Genomic DNA, 19572 nt, shown 5'->3' on the forward strand with positions numbered 1-19572 from the left:
TAATGACCGAACAACAATTTGAATTAGAACAAGAACAACAAGAATTGCAAAAAACAGCAGAAATCACACCGCTTACTTCCACTGTTGTAACAAAAAAAGAAAGTATTGCACGAGGAAAGTTTGTTTCTTTAACTTTAATTAACTGGAACGGTTTTTTTGCTCGTACTTTTGATTTAGATGATTTAGTGACCACCCTTTCAGGTGGAAACGGTGCGGGTAAGTCCACCACAATGGCAGGTTTTGTTACGGCGTTAATTCCAGATTTGACCTTATTAAACTTCCGTAATACCACAGAGGCAGGTTCAACAGCAGGCTCTCGTGATAAAGGTTTACACGGTAAATTGAAATCAGGCGTTTGTTATGCGGTGTTAGAAAGTGAAAACTCTCGCAAACAGCGTATTATTTCAGGGGTTCGTTTACAACAAGTGGCTGGACGAGATAAAAAAGTGGATATTCGTCCATTTTCATTGCAAAACTTACCCCTTGAACAATCTATTATCAGCATTTTAACGGAAAAAGTTGCTGATCGCAGTGCGAGAGTATTAGCCTTAAATGAGCTAAAAGAGAAATGCGAAAGCACCGAAATTCAGTTCAAACAATATAATTCAATCACCGATTATCACAGCTTTTTATTTGATTTAGGCGTGTTACCAAAACGTTTAAGATCAGCATCAGATCGTAGCAAATTCTATAAATTGATCGAAGCGTCTCTTTACGGTGGGATTTCAGGGGCGATTACTAAATCGTTGCGTGAATATTTATTACCTGAAAATACAGGGGTTCGCCAAGCATTCCAAGATATGGAATCGGCATTGCGTGAAAACCGTATGACCTTAGAGGCGATTAAGGTTACCCAATCTGATCGTGATATGTTTAAAAAGTTGATTACAGAAAGTACTAACTATGTGTCTGCGGACTATATGCGTAACGCGAATGAGCGTCGTGGTAATGTTGAAAATGTGTTGGCACAGCGTAAAAACTGGCAAGAAGTAAAAGCGAAAATTGAGTTATCACAAACGCAATTAGTGGAATATAGCCGTGAAGTCAGCGAAATTGCGGAAACGGAAAGTCATTTAGAGACAGAATTTAATAGTGCGACCGATCATCTTAATTTAGTGATGAACGCACTACGTCATCAAGAAAAAGTAGAACGCTATCAAGATGAAGTTAATGATTTAGTTGAGAAAATTGAAGAGCAACAAATGGCGATGGAAGAGCTTTCTGAACAGGTAGAAAGTTCGCAATTTAGAGCCGAAGAAGCCGAAGAAGTGGTGGAAGATTTACGCTCACAATTAGCCGATTATCAACAAGCCTTAGACGCTCAGCAAACACGAGCATTACAATATCAACAGGCGGTGCAAGCCCTTGAAAAAGCAAAACAAGTATGTGGTTTGCCAAATTTAGATTTACACAATATTCAAGATTATGCGGTTGAATTTGAGGCTCAGGCAGAAGAATTAACGGATAAAGTGTTTGAATTAGAACAGCGTTTATCGGTGTCTGAAATTGCCAAAGAGCAGTTTGATAAAGCCTATGATTTGGTTTGCAAAATTTCAGGAAAAATTGACCGCTCAGAGGCGTGGAGTGAGGCGAAAGCGTTATTATCTGCCTATCCAAGCCAAAAATCACAAGCAAATCAAGCAGTGAGTTTACGTCAAAAATTAAATGAATTAGAGCGTAAATTACAGCAACAACAAAATGCAGAACGTTTGTTAAACGAGTTTAATCACAAAGCTCAAACAGACTTTACCACAGCCGAAGAATTAGAGAGCTATTTTGAAGAACAACAAGCGAGCTTAGAAGATATTGAGGCAGAGTTAGGCGAAGTGGTGGAAGTGCGTTCAACACAACGTCAGCAGTTAGAACAACTTAATCAGCAATATCAAAAACTAACCCAAATTGCCCCTGCGTGGCACACGGCACAATCAGCGTTAGCACGTTTACAAGAACAATGCGACAGAGAATTTGAGGCAAGCCAACAGGTTATGGCGTTTATGCAAGATACCTTAAATTCAGAGCGTGAAATAACCTTAGAACGTGATAAATTAGCCAGAAAATCGGATCGTTTAGAAGAGCAAATCACGCGTTTAAGCCAGCCTGATGGTTCGGAAGATCCACGCTTAAATCAACTTGCTGAGCGTTTTGGTGGTGTGTTGCTTTCAGAATTATATGAAGATGTGTCTATTGATGATGCCCCCTATTTCTCCGCCCTTTATGGCGAAGCTCGTCACGCAATCGTGGTGCGAGATTTAGAAAGCGTGAAATCACAATTAGAGCAGTTAGACGATTGTCCTGATGATCTTTATTTAATTGAAGGCGATCCTAGTTCGTTCGATGATGATGTGTTTGAGGCAACCGAATTAGGCGATGGCGTTGTGGTACAGGTTTCAAACCGTCAATGGCGTTATTCAAAATTCCCACAAGTGCCGTTATTTGGACGTGCAGCACGTGAGAAACAGCTTGAATTATTAAAAGCTGAACAGGAAGACATCACAGAACAGCACGCAAAATTTGCCTTTAAAGTACAAAAATGTCAGCGTTTATATCAACATTTAAGTCAGTTTGTGGGGACACATTTAAGCCTTGCTTTTGAAGTCAATCCTGAACAAGCAATGCAAGAAATTTCTGCTCAACGTGTTGAAATTGAACGTGAATTAAATCAAATTAGTGGTAATGAGCAACAATTACGCCATAAACGAGATAATTGTAAAGAGCAGTTACAACTGCTTAATAAAGCCTTGCCACAGGTTGAATTACTGGCAGATGAAACCTTGATTGATCGTGCCGAAGAGTGCAAAGAGCAATTATTAGAAGCACAAGAAGATGAGCAATTTATCCGTCAATTTGGGCAATATTTAGCGCAATTAGAACCGATTGCGACTGCGTTACAAAGCGATCCGACTAAATTTGAACAGTTAGAGGACGAATATAAGCGGTCTGTTTTTGATCAAAAATTACGAAAACAACAAGTGTTCTGTTTGTCTGATGTAATGAATCGCCGTTTGCATTTTAGTTACGAAGATTCAACCCAAGAGGGTTCAGAATTAACGGAGCAGTTGCGTGTGCGTTTAGAAAATGCACAGCGTGAACGTGAACAAGCAAAAGCACAATTTAGACAAGCACAAACACAATATACACAATATAATCAAGTGCTTACTTCATTACGCAGTTCTTATGAGGCGAAAAATGAAATGCTTGTAGAATTAGTGCGTGAAATTGATGAATTAGGTTTGCGAGGTGATTCAGAGGCAGAAGAGCGTGCAAGAATGCAACGTGATGAATTGCAACAACGTTTAAGCCAACAACGTAGCCGTAAGAGTTATTTAGAAAAACAATTAGCTGTGATTGAGGCTGATATGGATAACTTAAATCGTGCGATATGTAAAGCAGAGCGTGATTATAAAGTATTGCGTGAACAAGTGGTGCAAGCGAAAGTGAGTTGGTGTGTGGTAATGCGTTTATCTCGTAATAGCGATGTGGAAAAACGCTTGAATCGCCGTGAGTTGGCCTATATGTCATCGGAAGAATTGCGTTCAATTTCTGATAAAGCCTTAGGGGCATTACGTATTGCGGTGGCGGATAATGAATATCTGCGTGATAGCTTGCGTGCGTCGGAAGATAACCGCAAACCTGAAAATAAAGTGGCATTCTTTATTGCGGTTTATCAGCATTTACGTGAGCGTATTCGCCAAGATATTATCAAAACGGACGATCCGATTGACGCGATTGAACAAATGGAAATTGAGCTTTCTCGCTTAACCAGTGAATTGACAAATCGTGAGAAAAAATTAGCGATCAGTTCGGAAAGTGTTGCAAATATTTTACGTAAAACCATTCAGCGTGAACAAAACCGTATTTTACAGCTTAACCAAGGGTTACAAAATATTACCTTTGGACAGGTTAAAGGAGTGCGTTTGGTGGTAAATATTCGTGATACCCACGCTATTTTACTTAACGCATTATCGACCGAAAAAGAGAATCACAAAGACTTATTTGAAAGTGACACACTTGGTTTCTCTGAGGCATTGGCGATGTTGTATAAACGTGTAAATCCACATCTTGAACTCGGACAACGCACTGCACAAACGATCGGTGAAGAGTTGTTAGATTACCGTAACTATCTTGACCTTGATGTTGAAACTTATCGTGGTGCAGACGGTTGGATGAAAGCCCAAAGTAGCTCACTTTCAACAGGTGAGGCGATTGGTACAGGTATGTCAATCTTGCTAATGGTAGTACAAAGCTGGGAAGAAGAATCTCGCCGTATGCGTGCCAAAGATATTCTACCTTGTCGCTTGCTCTTCCTTGATGAGGCTGCACGACTTGATGCAAAATCTATCAATACCTTATTTGAATTGTGCGACCGATTGGATATGCAATTATTGATCGCCGCACCTGAAAATATCAGCCCAGAGCAGGGAACAACTTATAAATTAGTACGTAAAATTGCGAATAATCAAGAGTATGTTCACGTGGTTGGTTTGAAAGGGTTTTAGGATGATGTAAAATTATTTTGAATTTTTGTTACTTTATTTTTTAAATATCAAAGATACATTATGAAAAAACTAACAGGTATTATTAAGTTTAAAAAAGATGATAATAATAATGACTATGCTTATGTTTCGTCAGACGGAATAGAGTATTCATTTAAACGCAAATATAATGAAGAAATATGGGCTAAAATTGATGTAGGTTCAGAAATTTCTTTTGAACCTTGCCCATTAAAAAATGGTAAATTTTGCGCTATCAATATTCAGTTGCTAAATGAACCTGTTAGTGTAAGTGATGTTAATCAGACAATATCACCAAGTGATAACGAAACTGAAAAACGACTTGTTGGTATAATTAAGTTTAAGAGTAAGGATGATTCAAAAGATGGCTATGCCTATATTTTATCAAACGAAAAACAGTATTTATTTAAGCGTCAATACAATCAGGAAATATGGTCTAGTATTGATATTGGCACAGCAGTATCTTTTGAGTTATATCCATTAAAAAATGGTAAGTTCTGTGCTGTCGATATTCAGCTTATTGATAATAAGAATGTTCAGGTAGTTCAGAACGAGAGTTCCACAATCAATAAATCAGAGAAGATTACTGAACCTCAAGAATATAGTAGTGTGGAGAAGTGGGTTAATGCACATGGAAAGTTTTATGATAATTGGTTGAGTCAGTTAATCAATTCTATCTACAATTTGCCACAAGATTATATTGATTATGCTGATTTTGAGGATATGACTTTTGCGTTGTTAAAACTATTAGGAATTCACGAAATTTCTCAATTTTCTCGAAATGATCAGCGTGGTAAAGCGGACGGTTTTTTCAGGATAGGAAATTTTGCGGTGATGTACGATTGTACTTTGGAAAATGATTTTTATTTGAAGAAAAAAGATCAAATAGAAAATTATTTAAATAAACTCAATCAAAAATCACAATTAACCCTATCTATTATTAAGTCTGATGGTAGTGAGTCGAATAAAACGATACAAATTTCTAATCTGAAAAAGCAAGTGTGGATCATTACTCGTGGTAAAACCCAAGAACTTGAAGAATTTGAAGGAATTAAAGTAAAAGAGATTTCAATTGATAGTTTATTAAAGATTTTTAGTAATAGATTGAATTCTAAAGATTATAATGAAGATAGATTATTGAGTGATTTAATGCTAATTAGCTAAGTAAAAAAGCCTGTTAATTAAATTAACAGGCTTTTTATTTATCTATTTAAAATAGTATTATTTCAAATCAAAACGATCATTATTCATTACTTTTGTCCATACTTTCACAAAGTCACGAATAAATCTTTCTTTGTTGTCGTCTTGTGCATAGAATTCCGCATAAGAACGAAGTACAGAGTTAGAACCGAAGACTAAATCAACACGAGTTGCAGTAAATTTAGTTTCGCCCGATTTTCTATCTACGATATCGTAACTATTTTTACCTGTTGGTTGCCATTTGTTTGCCATATCGGTTAAGTTTACGAAGAAATCGTTACTTAATACGCCAGCTTTATCCGTAAATACGCCTGCTTTTGAGCCACCGAAGTTGGTGTCTAATACACGCATACCACCGATTAATACCGTCATTTCAACAGCAGTTAAGCCTAATAATTGTGCTTTATCGAGCAATAATTCTTCTGGTTGAACCACGAAATCTGCTTTCACATAGTTACGGAAACCGTCGTGAATTGGCTCTAATGGTGCGAATGAATCCACATCTGTCATTTCTTGGGTTGCGTCGCCTCGTCCTGAGTCAAAAGGTACTTCAACCGCAAAGCCTGATTGCTTAACGCTGTTTTCTAAACCAACTGTTCCAGCAAGTACGATTAAATCTGCTAAACTTACTTCAAAATTAACCGCTTGTTTGATTGCATTTAATGCGTCTAACACTTTGCTTAAACGTGCTGGCTCGTTGCCTGCCCACTCTTTTTGTGGAACTAATGCAATTCTTGCACCGTTTGCACCACCACGATAGTCTGAACCACGGAAAGTTCTTGCACTGTCCCAAGCGGTTGCAATCAGTTCATTATTTGCAATACCTGATGCATTGATTTTTGCTTTTAATTCCGCAACTTGCTCATCCGTTAAGGTTACACCTGCTGGAATTGGATCTTGCCAAATTAAATCTTCACTTGGTACGTCCGCACCTAAATAGCGAGCTTTTGGACCTAAATCACGGTGGGTTAATTTAAACCACGCACGAGCGAATACTTCACTGAAATACGCTTGATCTTCGGCAAAACGCTGTGAGATTTTGTTGTACTCAGGGTCAATTTTTAACGCCATATCTGCGTCCGTCATAATTGGTTTACGACGAACACCTGGAATATGTGCATCTAATGGCATATCTTTTTCTTCGATGTGCATTGGTTCCCATTGCCACGCACCTGCTGGTGATTTTTGTAACCACCAATCGTGATTCATCAATAATTTGAAGTAGCCGTTATCCCATTTAGTTGGTTCAGTTGTCCAAGCCCCTTCAATACCAGAAGTAATGGTATCTTCGCTGTGACCTTTACCTTGACTATTCATCCAACCAAAGCCTTGTTCTTCAATGCTTGCAGATTCAGGATCTGCACCCACAAGACTTGCATCACCATTACCGTGACATTTTCCGATTGTGTGTCCACCAGCAGTTAAAGCAACGGTTTCTTCATCATTCATTGCCATACGAGCAAAAGTTACACGCATATCTTGTGCTGTTTTTAACGGATCTGGTTTACCACCAACACCTTCTGGGTTTACATAAATTAAGCCCATTTGAACCGCAGCTAATGGATTTTCAAGTTTCTCACGCTCTTCGCTATCTTCATAGCGTTTGTCGCCTGCTTCAAGCCATTCTTTCTCTTCACCCCAGTAAATATCTTTTTCAGGATGCCAAATATCTTCACGTCCACCCGCAAAACCAAAGGTTTTTAACCCCATTGATTCATATGCCATATTTCCCGCAAGGATAATTAAATCTGCCCAAGAAATTTTATTACCATATTTTTTCTTGATCGGGAATAATAAGCGACGAGCTTTGTCTAAGTTGGCATTATCAGGCCAGCTGTTTAATGGTGCAAAACGTTGATTACCTGTTCCAGCACCACCACGACCGTCAGTTGTACGATACGATCCCGCAGCGTGCCACGCCATACGCACCATTAAACCGCCGTAGTGTCCCCAGTCCGCAGGCCACCATTCTTGACTGTCTGTCATCAATGCTTTTAAGTCATTTTTTAATGCTTCTAAATCTAATTTTTTAAATTCTTCGGCATAGTTGAATGCTTCGCCTAATGGATTTGTTTTGGTATCGTGTTGATGTAAAATATCCAAGTTAAGGCTATTTGGCCAAAATGCCATTACAGATTGTTCTGTTGATGTGCTTGCACCATGAGCTACAGGACAGCCTGATGTTTTAGGTTGTTCGTGATGTGGGAATGGGCATTTGCCTTGTTTTTCAGTAGTCATAAAAGTCTCCAACTGTTAATTTAAGTATAATTATTTTTTATCTTCTTGCGAATAATAATAGATTACAGTTATGCAAAACAAAAAACAAATCGATATAAGCTATCAATCCAATAGGGTTTGATTGTTTTTTATTCACAAAATAGTGTGCTGATACAAAATAGCATTAAAAGGTGGAAGTAAAAATGAAGCAATGTCTTAAAATTTTAAAAAATTTGTTACTCTTTATTATTGGAGTAGGAATGGTTATTTCTGCCTATGTTTATTTCCATCCGACATTTGGTGGAACACCGAATGCAGAAAGTATGCAACGAATTCAGCATTCTTCTCATTTTGATGGCAAACATTTTCAGAATCTTATACCAACCAATGCAACATCTATTGGCAAAGCGCAAAGTGAGCGAAAAATCAATCGTTTTGCGTTGACAATGAATTTTCTTTTTCCACCCAAAGGGAAGAATCCAGATAAACCTTTAGTGACTAATAAGTTAGACCTTCATTTATTAAAGAATGGTGAATTTGTGTGGCTAGGGCATTCCACCGTATTATTTAAAACGCAAAATAGCACGATTTTAACGGATCCTGTTTTTAATAATGCGTCGCCAATTCCTTTTTTGGTCGAGCCGTTTGAAATGACGAATACACCTAAAATTACTGATTTACCTTATATTGATATCGTGCTGATTTCTCACGATCATTACGATCATCTGGATTATCAAGGGATCAAACAGCTAAAAGAAAAAGTAGGGTATTTTTATGTGCCTTTGGGCGTAAAAGCACATTTATTACGTTGGGGCGTGGCAAGTGATAAGGTTGTGGAATATGATTGGTACGAAAAGATGACGTTTAAGCATATTCAATTTGTTTTTGCACCAAGTCGTCATTTTAGCGGGCGAGGGATTTTTAATCATCGTCAAACATTATGGGGATCGTGGGTTATTCTCTCGCCTGATTTGAAGGTTTATTTTAGTGGCGATGGCGGTTATTCTCCTGAATTTGCCAAAATTGGGCAACGGTTTGGTGGTTTTGATATTGCTTTTATGGAAGATGGGGCTTATAACGAGAGCTGGAAAGATATTCATATGCTGCCAGAACAGACCGCACAAGCAAGCATTGACGTTCAAACAAAAGTGGTTTTGCCAATCCATTGGGGAAAATTTGATTTATCAACTCACCAATGGAATGAGCCAGTGCGACGTATTGCGAAAAAATTGCAAGAATATAACCATACCGTTTTAGAACAAAATAAAATTAAATTGGTTACTCCAAGAGTTGGCGAAATTTTTAAGTTAAACAAATTACCACAGTTTGAATGGTGGGAAGAGTAAAACATTGTTATACATAGCGGTCATATTTTGAAAGGAATTTGCAAAAATTTTAAGAAAAGCGATTTTTTATTAAAAATAAGATCCTATTTTAGATTAGCCGAACTTACCTAAAATAAGTTATACTTTCCTCAATTTTTAACTGCGATATTTACTCAATGAATCTGATCCAAATTGCACTGCCTGTACCACTAAATCGTTATTTTGATTACTTTTTACCCTCTGACACTCAGGCGGTTATTGGTACGAGGGTCGTTGTGCCTTTTGGTAATCAAAAGAAAATTGGGATTGTGGTTGGGTTTCCTGAGCAGACGGATATTCCAAAGAATAAACTTAAACCGATTTTATCAGTATTAGACGAAAATCCATTATTTGATGATGAGATTTGGCAATTACTTCAATGGTCAGCGAATTATTATCACGCCCCTTTTGGCGAGGTATTACAAAGTGCATTACCAGTGAAATTGCGTCAAGGTGAAAGTTGTGAACGAGTGGTTGCGGATCAGTTTGTCGTAACGGAAATGGGACAGAAAGCACTGTTAAATGGCATTTTAAATCGAGCTAAAAAACAGCAACAGCTATTAACGGAATTAACAAAATTTGCAAATTCTTTTGAAAAACCGACCGCTTGTAGTCCATCTGCTTGGAAAGGATTACTCGAAAAAGGCTTTATTGAAAAAATAGCAGTTTCCTTTGAAAGCAAAAGTTGGTTGGATAAATTAGAAAATCGTGAACAGTGTAACGCTGATAATCGTTTAAGATTAAATAAACAGCAAAGTTTAGTGGTAAGCCGTTTACAATATCAAAAAGGTTTTGGGGTATTTTTACTAAATGGTGTGACGGGATCAGGTAAAACCGAAGTCTATTTGCAGGTAATTGAAACAGTACTTGCCAAAGGGCAACAGGTTTTAGTATTAGTGCCTGAAATCGGTTTAACGCCACAAACTATCGCACGTTTTCAAGCACGTTTTAATGTAGAAATTGATACATTGCATTCTAATTTGAATGATACGCAACGCTTGAATGTCTGGCTTAGAGCAAAGAATGGCGAGAGTGCGATTATTATTGGGACACGTTCAGCGTTGTTTAGCCAGTTTGAAAATTTAGGTTTGATCATTATTGATGAAGAACACGATAGCTCGTTTAAACAGCAAGACGGTTGGCGGTATAACGCACGTGATTTAGCGGTGTTACGAGCGAAAAATAATAATATTCCCATTGTGTTAGGCTCGGCAACCCCAAGTTTAGAAAGTGTTCAAAATGTCAAAAATGGCAAATTTACGGAATTATTACTACAAAATAGAGCCGGCGATGCTCAACTTGCTCAGCAGTTTGTGATCGATCTTAAAACCCAACAAATCTATTCAGGTGTTTCCCAGCAACTGTTATCAATGATGAAAACGCACTTAGAACAGGGCAATCAGGTAATGCTGTTTTTAAATCGTCGTGGATTTGCCCCTGTGTTACTGTGTCACGAGTGTGGTTGGATTTGTGAATGTAACTCCTGTGAAAAACCTTATACCTATCATCAACAAAAAAATGTGTTACGTTGTCACCATTGTGCATCGCAAAAAATTATTCCAAGACAATGTGGACATTGTGGCTCTACGAATTTGATTACCACAGGCGTTGGCACGGAGCAGTTGGAACAAGAATTGGTTCAACAATTTGAAAATTATAAGATTACTCGAATTGACCGTGATAGCACCGTGCGAAAAGGCGCATTAGATAAGCACTTATCAGATATTCAGCAGGGTAAAAGCCAAATTTTGATTGGTACACAAATGTTAGCCAAAGGACACCATTTTCCAAATGTAACCCTTGTAGCGATTGTGAATGTTGATAGTGCGTTATTTTCCACTGATTTTAGAGCTGAAGAACGTTTAGCCCAGCTTTATATTCAAGTGGCAGGCAGAGCAGGCCGAGCCGAGAAAAAAGGTACAGTCGTGTTGCAAACCCACTATCCAGAACATCCATTGTTGAAATCCCTTTTAACCAAAGGCTACGATGAATTTAGTAAAACCGCCCTTGAAATGCGACAACTTATGCACTTACCCCCATTTTCAGCACAAGTCCTGTTTAAAGCAACAGGGCGAGATAATGAAAAAGTTGCAAATTTTTTAGAAAATATGACCGCTTATTTTCAACAACAGATCGCAACTTATCAATGGCAAGGCTTTCAAATTTTACCCCCAATGACCGCCCCGATGGCAAAAAAAGCAGGGCAATATCGCTGGCAGTTACTTATTCAACATAGTTCAAGAGCAATGTTGCAAAAGTTACTTACTCAATTTGATTTAGATAAGGGGCAAATTGAAGTGCCGTCTAATATTCGTTTAGTGGTGGATATTGATCCTATTGATTTTAATTAGTTTTGATAATCAGTTTACAAATCAAGTAGTATGATGAGAGAATGAAATGTTAATTATTTAAGGAATAAACAATGAAAAATATCGCTTACTTTTTTATGGCAGCCATCGGTACGGTGTTAATGTTGCACTATGGGCAGAGTATGTTAGTGCAATTTATTATTGCAACACTGTTATGGTTTGCAGCAATTCAACTCAAAAAAACGGCAAATAAAATTCCTTTTTTCAGCCGTTTTATTCCGTCTAAATTACAATCTATTGTTGTGTTAATGGTGTTACTTTTAGTGGTGTATTTTGTGCTGAATGCTGTTATTGGCAATCTTGCTGACTTATTAGCTTCTTTTGCAAATTATGAAAAAAATGTGACCGCTATTGCCGTTAAAATAGAGCAATTATTTCATATTGATTTACAAGTTGAGATGAAATCAATATTGAGTTCATTAGATATTAAAAATATTCTTTCACAATTAGCAGCGAGTTTATCCAGTATTTTATCTAACTCTATGATGATATTGATTTATTTGCTATTTATATTCTTAGAAACAGACAGCTTTAAACTCAAAATCAATGCGTTATTTCCGTCAGAAGAAAATCGCACCAAATTTATAGATACCTTGCAAAAAATTGAATTATCGCTATCAAGTTATTTTCGTGTAAAAACCTTGATGAGCTTATTAACAGGCTTTTTAAGTTTTATTATTTTATCTGTAATCGGTGTTGATTCCCCTGTATTTTGGGCATTTTTAATTTTCTTATTAAACTATATCCCAACCATTGGCTCACTGATTGCGACCGTCTTTCCTGCAATATTTAGCTTATTACAATTCGGCAGCTTTATTCCTTTTGTGGCGATTTTAGTGAGTATCGGTGCTGTGCAACAAGTGGTTGGTAATTTGATTGAGCCAAAATTGATGGGTAAAAGTTTAAATATCAGCCCACTGGTAACCATTCTTGCCTTAGCATTGTGGGGCAAATTATGGGGCATTATGGGAATGTTATTAAGTGTGCCGATCACCGTTATTATGATCATTATTCTCTCGCAGTTTAAATCAACCCAAAAAGTGGCAATTTTGTTGTCTGAGAAAGGGAATATTTGATGATTTTAAGAACAACTCTCACAACACCGCTAGGCAAGATGATTGCTTGTGCAACCGAGCAAGGCGTTTGTTTATTAGAATTTAGCGATAAAGCTATTCTTGAAAAAAGTAATTTGTTATTACAAAAACGTTTTAATCAGCAAATTATTGATGGAAAAAACAATCATTTAATCCAGCTAGAACAAGAGCTGGGAGAATACTTTAACGGTCAAAGAAAACAGTTTAACGTTAAACTTGATATCGTTGGCACAGCATTTCAAAAATCTGTTTGGCAAGTGTTGCAAAGCATAGAATATGGTTCAACCATTAGCTATCAAGCACAGTCAGAGCAACTTGGTAATCCAAAAGCGATTAGAGCGGTTGCATCAGCAAATGGAGCAAATTTAATCTCCATTATTATTCCTTGTCATCGTGTGATTGGCAAAAATGGTTCTCTGACAGGCTATGCAGGTGGGTTAGAGCGTAAAAAATGGCTGATTGAATTTGAACAGAAACATAAGGTTAAAAATGGAGAATAAACAACGATGTTCGTGGGTAAATTTGGATAATCCGCTATCAATAATTTATCACGATACAGAATGGGGTATTCCACAATTTGACGATAATAAACTCTTTGAAATGCTGATTTTGGAATCGGCACAAGCAGGGCTTTCTTGGAACACGATTTTAAATAAAAGAGAAAATTATCGTGTTGCCTTTGAAGATTTTGATCCTGAAAAAGTAGCAAAATATGATGAGCATAAAATACAGTTATTGCTTGAAAATAAAGGTATTGTAAGAAATAAACTTAAAATCCGAGCCGCTGTCAAAAATGCACAGGTATTTTTAGCTATTCAACAGGAATTTGGTTGTTTTGCCGATTATCTATGGGCTTTTGTAGAAGGGAAACCAATTCAAAATCATTTACAAGATTATCGCCAAGCCCCAACCCATTCAGACATTTCAGATAAACTATCAAAAGATTTAAAGAAACATGGAATGAGTTTTGTCGGTACAACGATTATCTATGCTTTTATGCAAGCAGTGGGAATGGTGAATGATCATCAGTTGAATTGTTTTTGTAGAAAAGGGGAGTAATAATGGAAAGATTAGCAGAAATAGAAAAATTGCTTTTTCAATGTGAAGAAGATGTAAAGCGATTAGAACAGATCCACAAAGAGATCACACAAATTGAAGAAAATCGTCAAAAAATTGCACAATATTATGATTCACAATATATGCAAGATTTTGATAATCAAGATAATTTTGCTCGAGATTATGCAATGTTAGACGAAGACAGTATTTGGAATGTTTTAACAAGTTTGCACAGTGAGAAAATTGCGTTAATTAAAACTTTAGTGAATGCAATTTAGTTTTTAGAATGCCTGAAAGGAATAAAAAATGAAAAAATTAGTTGGTTTTTTAGTATTAAGTCTTTGTGGTTGTGGGGTCTCTAAATCTACAATGGATATAAGTATGTATCCCAAAGCACAAGAGAATCAGGTTCAGCACACCATAACACTTGCCCCATTGAAAAATGAGCAAGATCATAAAGTGGAGCTTTTTTTAGCCAAAGAAATGATGTTAGATTGTAATTATCATTCGTTACCAGCAACATTTGCAGAGAAAAATCTCAAAAGTTGGGGCTATTCTTATTATCAAGTAGCAACGGATGGCAATGTGAGAAGTACGATGATGGCTTGCCCTGAAAGAGAGGCGAAAAAAGGTGAAGTGCTTTCAGAGGGATTTTTGCAAAATTACAACAGTAAATTACCGCTTGTGATCTACACCCCTAAGGGCTATCAAGTGAAATATCGTGTTTGGCGTGCGGATTCTGAGAAGAAAACAGCGGAATTATCAAAATAGGAAAAGGGTATGAAAATTTATATTCAGATATTGTTCGTCTTATTTTTCTCTTTTTCATCGGTTTCAAAAGCGGAAAGCAACTGGACAGAAAATGTGAGTTTTGCCTCTAAAAGTGAAGCGTCCACTTTGTTGAAAAAAGAAGATGAATATACTAAAAGATTAAGTCAATTTGATATTCAGTCAAGATTGCATAATCAAGCTGGTTCAAAGAACGAGTTGCTTAATTTAATGGTGGCACAAACAAAAGATTGGACACCAGATGAAATTCAACTTATTAACAAAACAAACAAAGAAATCAATGGGTTAATTAAACAAAATGGATTTCATTTCACTCTTCCTAAGATTGTATTTATCAAATCAACAATGCAAACAGAAGGTGGTGCTGAGGGATATACAAGGGAAAATCTGATAGTTTTGAAAGATGAGTTAGTTTCTAAGGATAACAAAGAGCTGAAACATTTACTGATTCACGAATTATTTCATATTTTAACTCGTTATAATCCAAACTTAAGGGCAGAGTTGTATTCTGTTATCGGCTTTCATTTGATGAATGATATTGCCCTGCCTTCGCCATTAAAAGATAATTTGATCTCTAACCCTGATGCCCCTTTTGATGATAGTTATATTAAGTTAAAGGTTGCGGATCAGACTATCGATGGTTTGATGATTTTATTTGCTAATAAACCTTATCAAAAAGGCACGTTCTTTGACTATATCAACATTGGTTTTGTGAAGTTAAAAGGCGAAGGGAAAAATAAAGAAGTGGATTTATCCGATAAAAATCAACCTATTATTTATTCGTTAGATGAAGTATCAGGCTTTTTTGAACAGATTGGATTTAATACGCAATATATTATCGATCCTGAAGAAGTTTTGGCGGAAAATTTTGTGTATGCGATGATGAATAAAAAAGATTTACCTAACCCTGAAATTATCAATAAGATAATTAACGTATTACAAAATAAACCAATTAAAAAATAGCAAGGAATTAAATTTATGGCAGGATTATTGGGATATTTATCCCTTTTAGCAGATGACATCGGCAGTTTAGCAAGTAAAACGGTGGCAAGTACCACCAAAACCATTACCACCTCTTTTGATGATGTCGCACTTTTGTTTGACGACATTGCAACTTACACCAAAGTAGCAGGAATAAAATCGACAGGCTTAATCGTTGATGATTTGGCGGCGATTGCGAGTATGACGAATGACACTACCTCTGAAATATTAGAAAAGGAATTATCAAAGGTTAAAACCACACAAGAATTAAAAGAGCATATCGAAAATTTGCCCGAACACGAGAAAAAAGAGGTGTTAGCGGAGCTTGAACGTTTAAGACAGCAAGCGATACAAAAAGCGACAGAAAGTGCAGCGAAACGAGAAATTCCGATCGTGTATAAAATTGCAAAAGGGAGCTTTAAGAATAAATTTATTATTATTCCGTTGGTTTTGTTAATGAGTGCCTTTGTACCTTGGCTCATTTCACCGATTTTAATTTTAGGGGGGATTTATTTGGCTTATGAAGGGGTGGAAAGTATTTTAAATAAACTTGGTTTGCACCATCAAAATAGTGTCGTGCAGCCACAAGGTCTCCATTTAACAGCACAAGAGTTTGAAAATAAAAAAGTAACAGGGGCGGTAAAAACGGATTTCATTTTATCCTTTGAAATTATTGTAATTACCTTAGGATTAGTACAAGACAGTGATTTTATTACCAAGCTTTTTGTTCTTATTTTAATTGGAATGATCACAACTGTTGCCGTTTATGGCATTGTTGGGGTGATTATTAAATTAGACGATATTGGATTTTATCTTAAAAAGAAACCAAGTGAATTTTATCAATCTTTGGGCAATATTTTGATTAAAGCAATGCCAATGTTAATCAAAGGAATTGGGATTATTGGCACGATTGCTATGCTTGCTGTTGGAGGCGGGATTATTTCACATCAAACCCATCTGTTTTATTCTTTTGTACATACCATTGAAAATGTACCTTTTGCGACTATGTTGTTAGATATCATTCTTGCGTTAATCGTGGGCTATATTGCGGTTAAGCTCATAGAGCTAGCTAAGAAAGTAATAAAAAATAAGAAAGGTAAGGTATAAAATGAAAATATTATTGCTATTACCTTCTGTATTTTGGGTATTTTTAACTGGATTAGGCTTTGGGGCACAAAGTTTATCAAATTTAATAGAATTAGCGGTGATTTTAGTACTGTCTATTCTTTGTGCTTTTATTCCTGAACGTTGGATTTCATCCAAATATGTGGTGATTATTCTACTTATAATCACTTTTTTAACACGCCTTTTAATGCCGATTATTCCAGAGTAACCAATGAAGAAAACAATCTTATTATCTACATTTATATTAACCGCTTGCCAATTAAACTCGCCAACATTTGATTATAATGGGCAGTATGAAACCGTTTCAAACATTAAAGGTGGCTATAAACAAACCTTATCTATTGAGCCTCAAAAGAAAGATTATTTGGTTACTTTTTCCGCCTCAAAGATTCGGGGGCGAGCAGCTTGCTCTTTCTCAGGTGTCGCCAAATTAAAAGATAATCAATTATGGCTTGATATTCGTTTACCAAACGAACCAAAAGAAATTTTAATGTATATAAAACCTATCAAAAATAATACCGCTGTTGATGTGTTTACCTCAAATTTTGAAGAGCGTTTTAGAATGATGAGTTATTGTCGGGGCGGAGCGTCATTGGCGGGAGAGTATCAACGTATTAAATAAGAGAGCTTTAAAATGAAAAAATTAGCTATTTTATTGATTGGATTAAGTACCTTAATTTCAAAGGCAGAAATTGTTAATTATGAAATGGAAGGTAATTTAGAAGCAAGCTCTCCTATTGGTTGTATTAGTATTGATGAGCTAAAAAATACTCATACACCAGCAGATATTTTTACGGGAGTGCAAGAGTGTGTACTAAAAGAAGATTATGCGAAGGCGGTTGATCTTTATTTTGTTGCAAGGACTTATGGTTATTTTGATACGAAAAGAGTAACAGATAAGTCGTCTCATCAAGCAGTAAGAGTTTTGTTAATAAATACATTTTCTAATATTGATGGCATAAAACGTGAGAAAATGAGTCAAAACTTAAAAGCATCTTTCAAAGAGAATTCACTACTTTGCAATAAGCTAGAAAAAATTGGAAAGCCCAACTATTATCCACGTTATATGATTCAACACGGCTTAAACGCTTTTTTAGGAAATGCGGATAAATCTCCTTTAGCTTCGCCATTTGATGCAGATAAAGAATGGAAAGCGTCTCTTCAAGAATATCTGAAATGTCACTTATAGATATAATGCTGTGGATTATATTAAAAATCATACTATCGTAAGCGGTGTGATTTTTATTACTTTTTGCAAAATTATTACACAGTGTTATTTCAGATGATATCCCTTTTACTGGTTATTTTTTGTGATATAATTTATGACCATTTTGATTGATTATGATGTTTTTTGATAAAAAGGATAAATGTGAAAAAAATTCTTTTAAAAAATACGTTTTTGAGCATAGGTTTTTTATGTGGCTCCTCTCTTTGTTATGCTGGTGTTGGCGTTGAGTTGAATCAAACGGATTTAAATACGCTACTTCAATCATTTTCTGTTTCTGATATTCCAAATCAATCTCCGAGTAAGACTCACAAACTTCAAATCAACGATAAAGATAATCTTTTAGGTAAAAAAGAAATTGCCTTTAAAACTCGAATAGAGCTTAAAGAAGAACTAAATAATCTCTTGGCATTGATGTTAAAAAAAGGCTATGCCACCTCGTCTATTGTATCTGAAAATGGCGAAATTAAAGTAATTGCAGGCAAAGTGAATAATGTGATTATGCAAGATAGTTCGACTTTCTTTCCTAATTTAAAGAAAAAACTTTTTGGTGCAGATTTAGATGGCAAAATTTTAAATATCAATGACGTGAATGAGTTTGTTGCAAGATATAACAAAAACAGCACTAACAAATTAAATGTGTCTATTGTGAATGCAGATAAAAAACATTATTCCGATGTAGTTGTAAAAAATGACTACCATTTTAAGATCACGCCCAAATTACAGGTAAAGCATACAAAGCCAATAAAAAGTAAACAGAATAAATCCTCAAAAACGACTTACAATTTAGGATTGGATTTTGAACAAATTCTAGGTTTCAATGATCGCTTGAACTTAAATGCAAATCTTGAAAAACAAGACAGAATGCTGAGTGCAAATTATAGTTTTTTGGTTAAAGACGTTGATTTTAGTCTTAATTACACACGCTATAAACAGAAAAAAGAGCAGTTTAGTGGCATTGTGTTGGTAGATAAATTACACAGAATTGGAATGAGTGCCAATACTGAGCTTATCAAAGATCCTGATTTTATGGTGTCAGCTTATGTAAGCTTATCTCAAGAAAATGAGAAAGAAGTGTTAAAAAATACGTTAATTTATGATCGTGATTTTACAGATGCAGGTATTGGAGCGAGTGTTTTAAAATATTTTGTGAAAGATAAAAAAATCTATGCATTAGAATTTAAACCAAATCTGAATTTTAATTTAGCAAAGCAGGATGAACCGATTAAACGTGATGATAGTCAGTGTTTAATGAGTCGTAATTACACGAATTTTAACACGGATTATTATAGTTTAAACGGTTTTTTAGGCTATTCTAAATTAGTATCAGGCGATGTAATGTATGATAAATGTACTTATACGAATAAAAATAATGATTTCGATAGTGAGCCATTAGTCTATGATTCGCCTTTTGTTTTTTATATCAATAATACAGTGAAATATCCTGTGAAAATTGAAAAAGTAACGTTATATCCATTTTTAGAATTTGCTGCTGGTAGAGATGTTGAAAATAGGGAAACATTAACTGGTGCAAGTGCTGGTGTGATATTTTCAAGTAACAATATAGGTTTTGGGACGAAGTATAGTCATACAAAAAATGATCGTGCTATGTCTATAAAATTAAATGTGCAATTTTAAATA

At 35.8% G+C, this 19572-nt stretch carries 16 protein-coding genes; 15 read left to right on the top strand and 1 reads right to left on the bottom strand.

All coding sequences use genetic code 11. The features are described 5' to 3' along the window. Positions 1 to 2 precede the first annotated feature (2 nt). Both mukB and DYE60_RS02635 read left to right on the top strand, forming a co-directional pair. A complete protein-coding gene (mukB, locus tag DYE60_RS02630) occupies positions 3 to 4496 on the top strand; it encodes a chromosome partition protein MukB (RefSeq protein ID WP_115315088.1) in 4494 nt (1497 codons plus the stop codon). A 60-nt stretch (positions 4497 to 4556) separates the two neighbouring features. After that, positions 4557 to 5675 carry a hypothetical protein gene (locus tag DYE60_RS02635; protein WP_115315089.1) on the top strand — a complete coding sequence of 373 codons (1119 nt, stop codon included), beginning with the start codon at positions 4557 to 4559 and terminating at the stop codon, positions 5673 to 5675. A gap of 57 nt (positions 5676 to 5732) precedes the next feature. On the opposite strand, the gene katG is transcribed toward DYE60_RS02635, so the two are convergent. Further along, complete coding sequence (gene katG, locus DYE60_RS02640) at positions 5733 to 7949, bottom strand: catalase/peroxidase HPI (RefSeq protein WP_115315090.1); 2217 nt, start codon at positions 7947 to 7949, stop codon at positions 5733 to 5735. Positions 7950 to 8131: 182 nt separating this feature from the next. On the opposite strand from katG, the gene DYE60_RS02645 reads away from it, so the two are divergent. The 13 genes from DYE60_RS02645 to DYE60_RS02705 all read left to right on the top strand — a co-directional run bounded on the left by DYE60_RS02645 (position 8132) and on the right by DYE60_RS02705 (position 19569). Next, positions 8132 to 9274: an MBL fold metallo-hydrolase gene (locus DYE60_RS02645; protein WP_218563610.1), complete on the top strand. Its 1143-nt coding sequence runs from the start codon at positions 8132 to 8134 to the stop codon at positions 9272 to 9274. A gap of 155 nt (positions 9275 to 9429) precedes the next feature. Further along, positions 9430 to 11643, top strand: coding sequence for a primosomal protein N' (gene priA, locus DYE60_RS02650; protein WP_115315092.1), 2214 nt, complete (start codon positions 9430 to 9432; stop codon positions 11641 to 11643). Positions 11644 to 11714: 71 nt separating this feature from the next. Beyond that, a complete protein-coding gene (locus DYE60_RS02655) occupies positions 11715 to 12737 on the top strand; it encodes an AI-2E family transporter (RefSeq protein ID WP_115315093.1) in 1023 nt (340 codons plus the stop codon). Next, positions 12737 to 13255: a methylated-DNA--[protein]-cysteine S-methyltransferase gene (locus DYE60_RS02660; RefSeq protein WP_115315094.1), complete on the top strand. Its 519-nt coding sequence runs from the start codon at positions 12737 to 12739 to the stop codon at positions 13253 to 13255. Before DYE60_RS02655 ends, DYE60_RS02660 begins: the two co-directional genes overlap by 1 nt. Beyond that, a complete protein-coding gene (locus DYE60_RS02665) occupies positions 13245 to 13814 on the top strand; it encodes a DNA-3-methyladenine glycosylase I (protein ID WP_115315095.1) in 570 nt (189 codons plus the stop codon). The genes DYE60_RS02660 and DYE60_RS02665 overlap by 11 nt, the downstream gene beginning before the upstream one ends. Before the next feature lie 2 nt (positions 13815 to 13816). Further along, on the top strand, positions 13817 to 14089 hold the full coding sequence (locus DYE60_RS02670) for a DUF4298 domain-containing protein (protein ID WP_115315096.1): 273 nt from the start codon (positions 13817 to 13819) through the stop codon (positions 14087 to 14089). A gap of 28 nt (positions 14090 to 14117) precedes the next feature. Next, a complete protein-coding gene (locus DYE60_RS02675) occupies positions 14118 to 14582 on the top strand; it encodes an ecotin family protein (protein ID WP_115315097.1) in 465 nt (154 codons plus the stop codon). A gap of 9 nt (positions 14583 to 14591) precedes the next feature. After that, the gene (locus tag DYE60_RS02680; protein WP_115315098.1) at positions 14592 to 15563 is read left to right on the top strand and encodes a DUF4157 domain-containing protein; all 972 of its coding nucleotides are present in this window, start codon (positions 14592 to 14594) and stop codon (positions 15561 to 15563) included. Between the two features lie 15 nt (positions 15564 to 15578). Beyond that, the gene (locus DYE60_RS02685) at positions 15579 to 16688 is read left to right on the top strand and encodes a DUF808 family protein (protein WP_115315099.1); all 1110 of its coding nucleotides are present in this window, start codon (positions 15579 to 15581) and stop codon (positions 16686 to 16688) included. Between the two features lies 1 nt (position 16689). Continuing rightward, the gene (locus tag DYE60_RS02690; RefSeq protein WP_115315100.1) at positions 16690 to 16914 is read left to right on the top strand and encodes a hypothetical protein; all 225 of its coding nucleotides are present in this window, start codon (positions 16690 to 16692) and stop codon (positions 16912 to 16914) included. 3 nt (positions 16915 to 16917) lie between these two features. Further along, complete coding sequence (locus DYE60_RS02695) at positions 16918 to 17328, top strand: hypothetical protein (RefSeq protein ID WP_115315101.1); 411 nt, start codon at positions 16918 to 16920, stop codon at positions 17326 to 17328. Between the two features lie 12 nt (positions 17329 to 17340). Next, complete coding sequence (locus DYE60_RS02700; protein ID WP_115315102.1) at positions 17341 to 17895, top strand: hypothetical protein; 555 nt, start codon at positions 17341 to 17343, stop codon at positions 17893 to 17895. 180 nt (positions 17896 to 18075) lie between these two features. Further along, positions 18076 to 19569, top strand: coding sequence for a ShlB/FhaC/HecB family hemolysin secretion/activation protein (locus tag DYE60_RS02705; RefSeq protein ID WP_115315103.1), 1494 nt, complete (start codon positions 18076 to 18078; stop codon positions 19567 to 19569). Positions 19570 to 19572: the final 3 nt, after the last annotated feature.

This window comes from Phocoenobacter uteri, from assembly GCF_900454895.1.
Taxonomy (GTDB): domain Bacteria; phylum Pseudomonadota; class Gammaproteobacteria; order Enterobacterales; family Pasteurellaceae; genus Phocoenobacter; species Phocoenobacter uteri.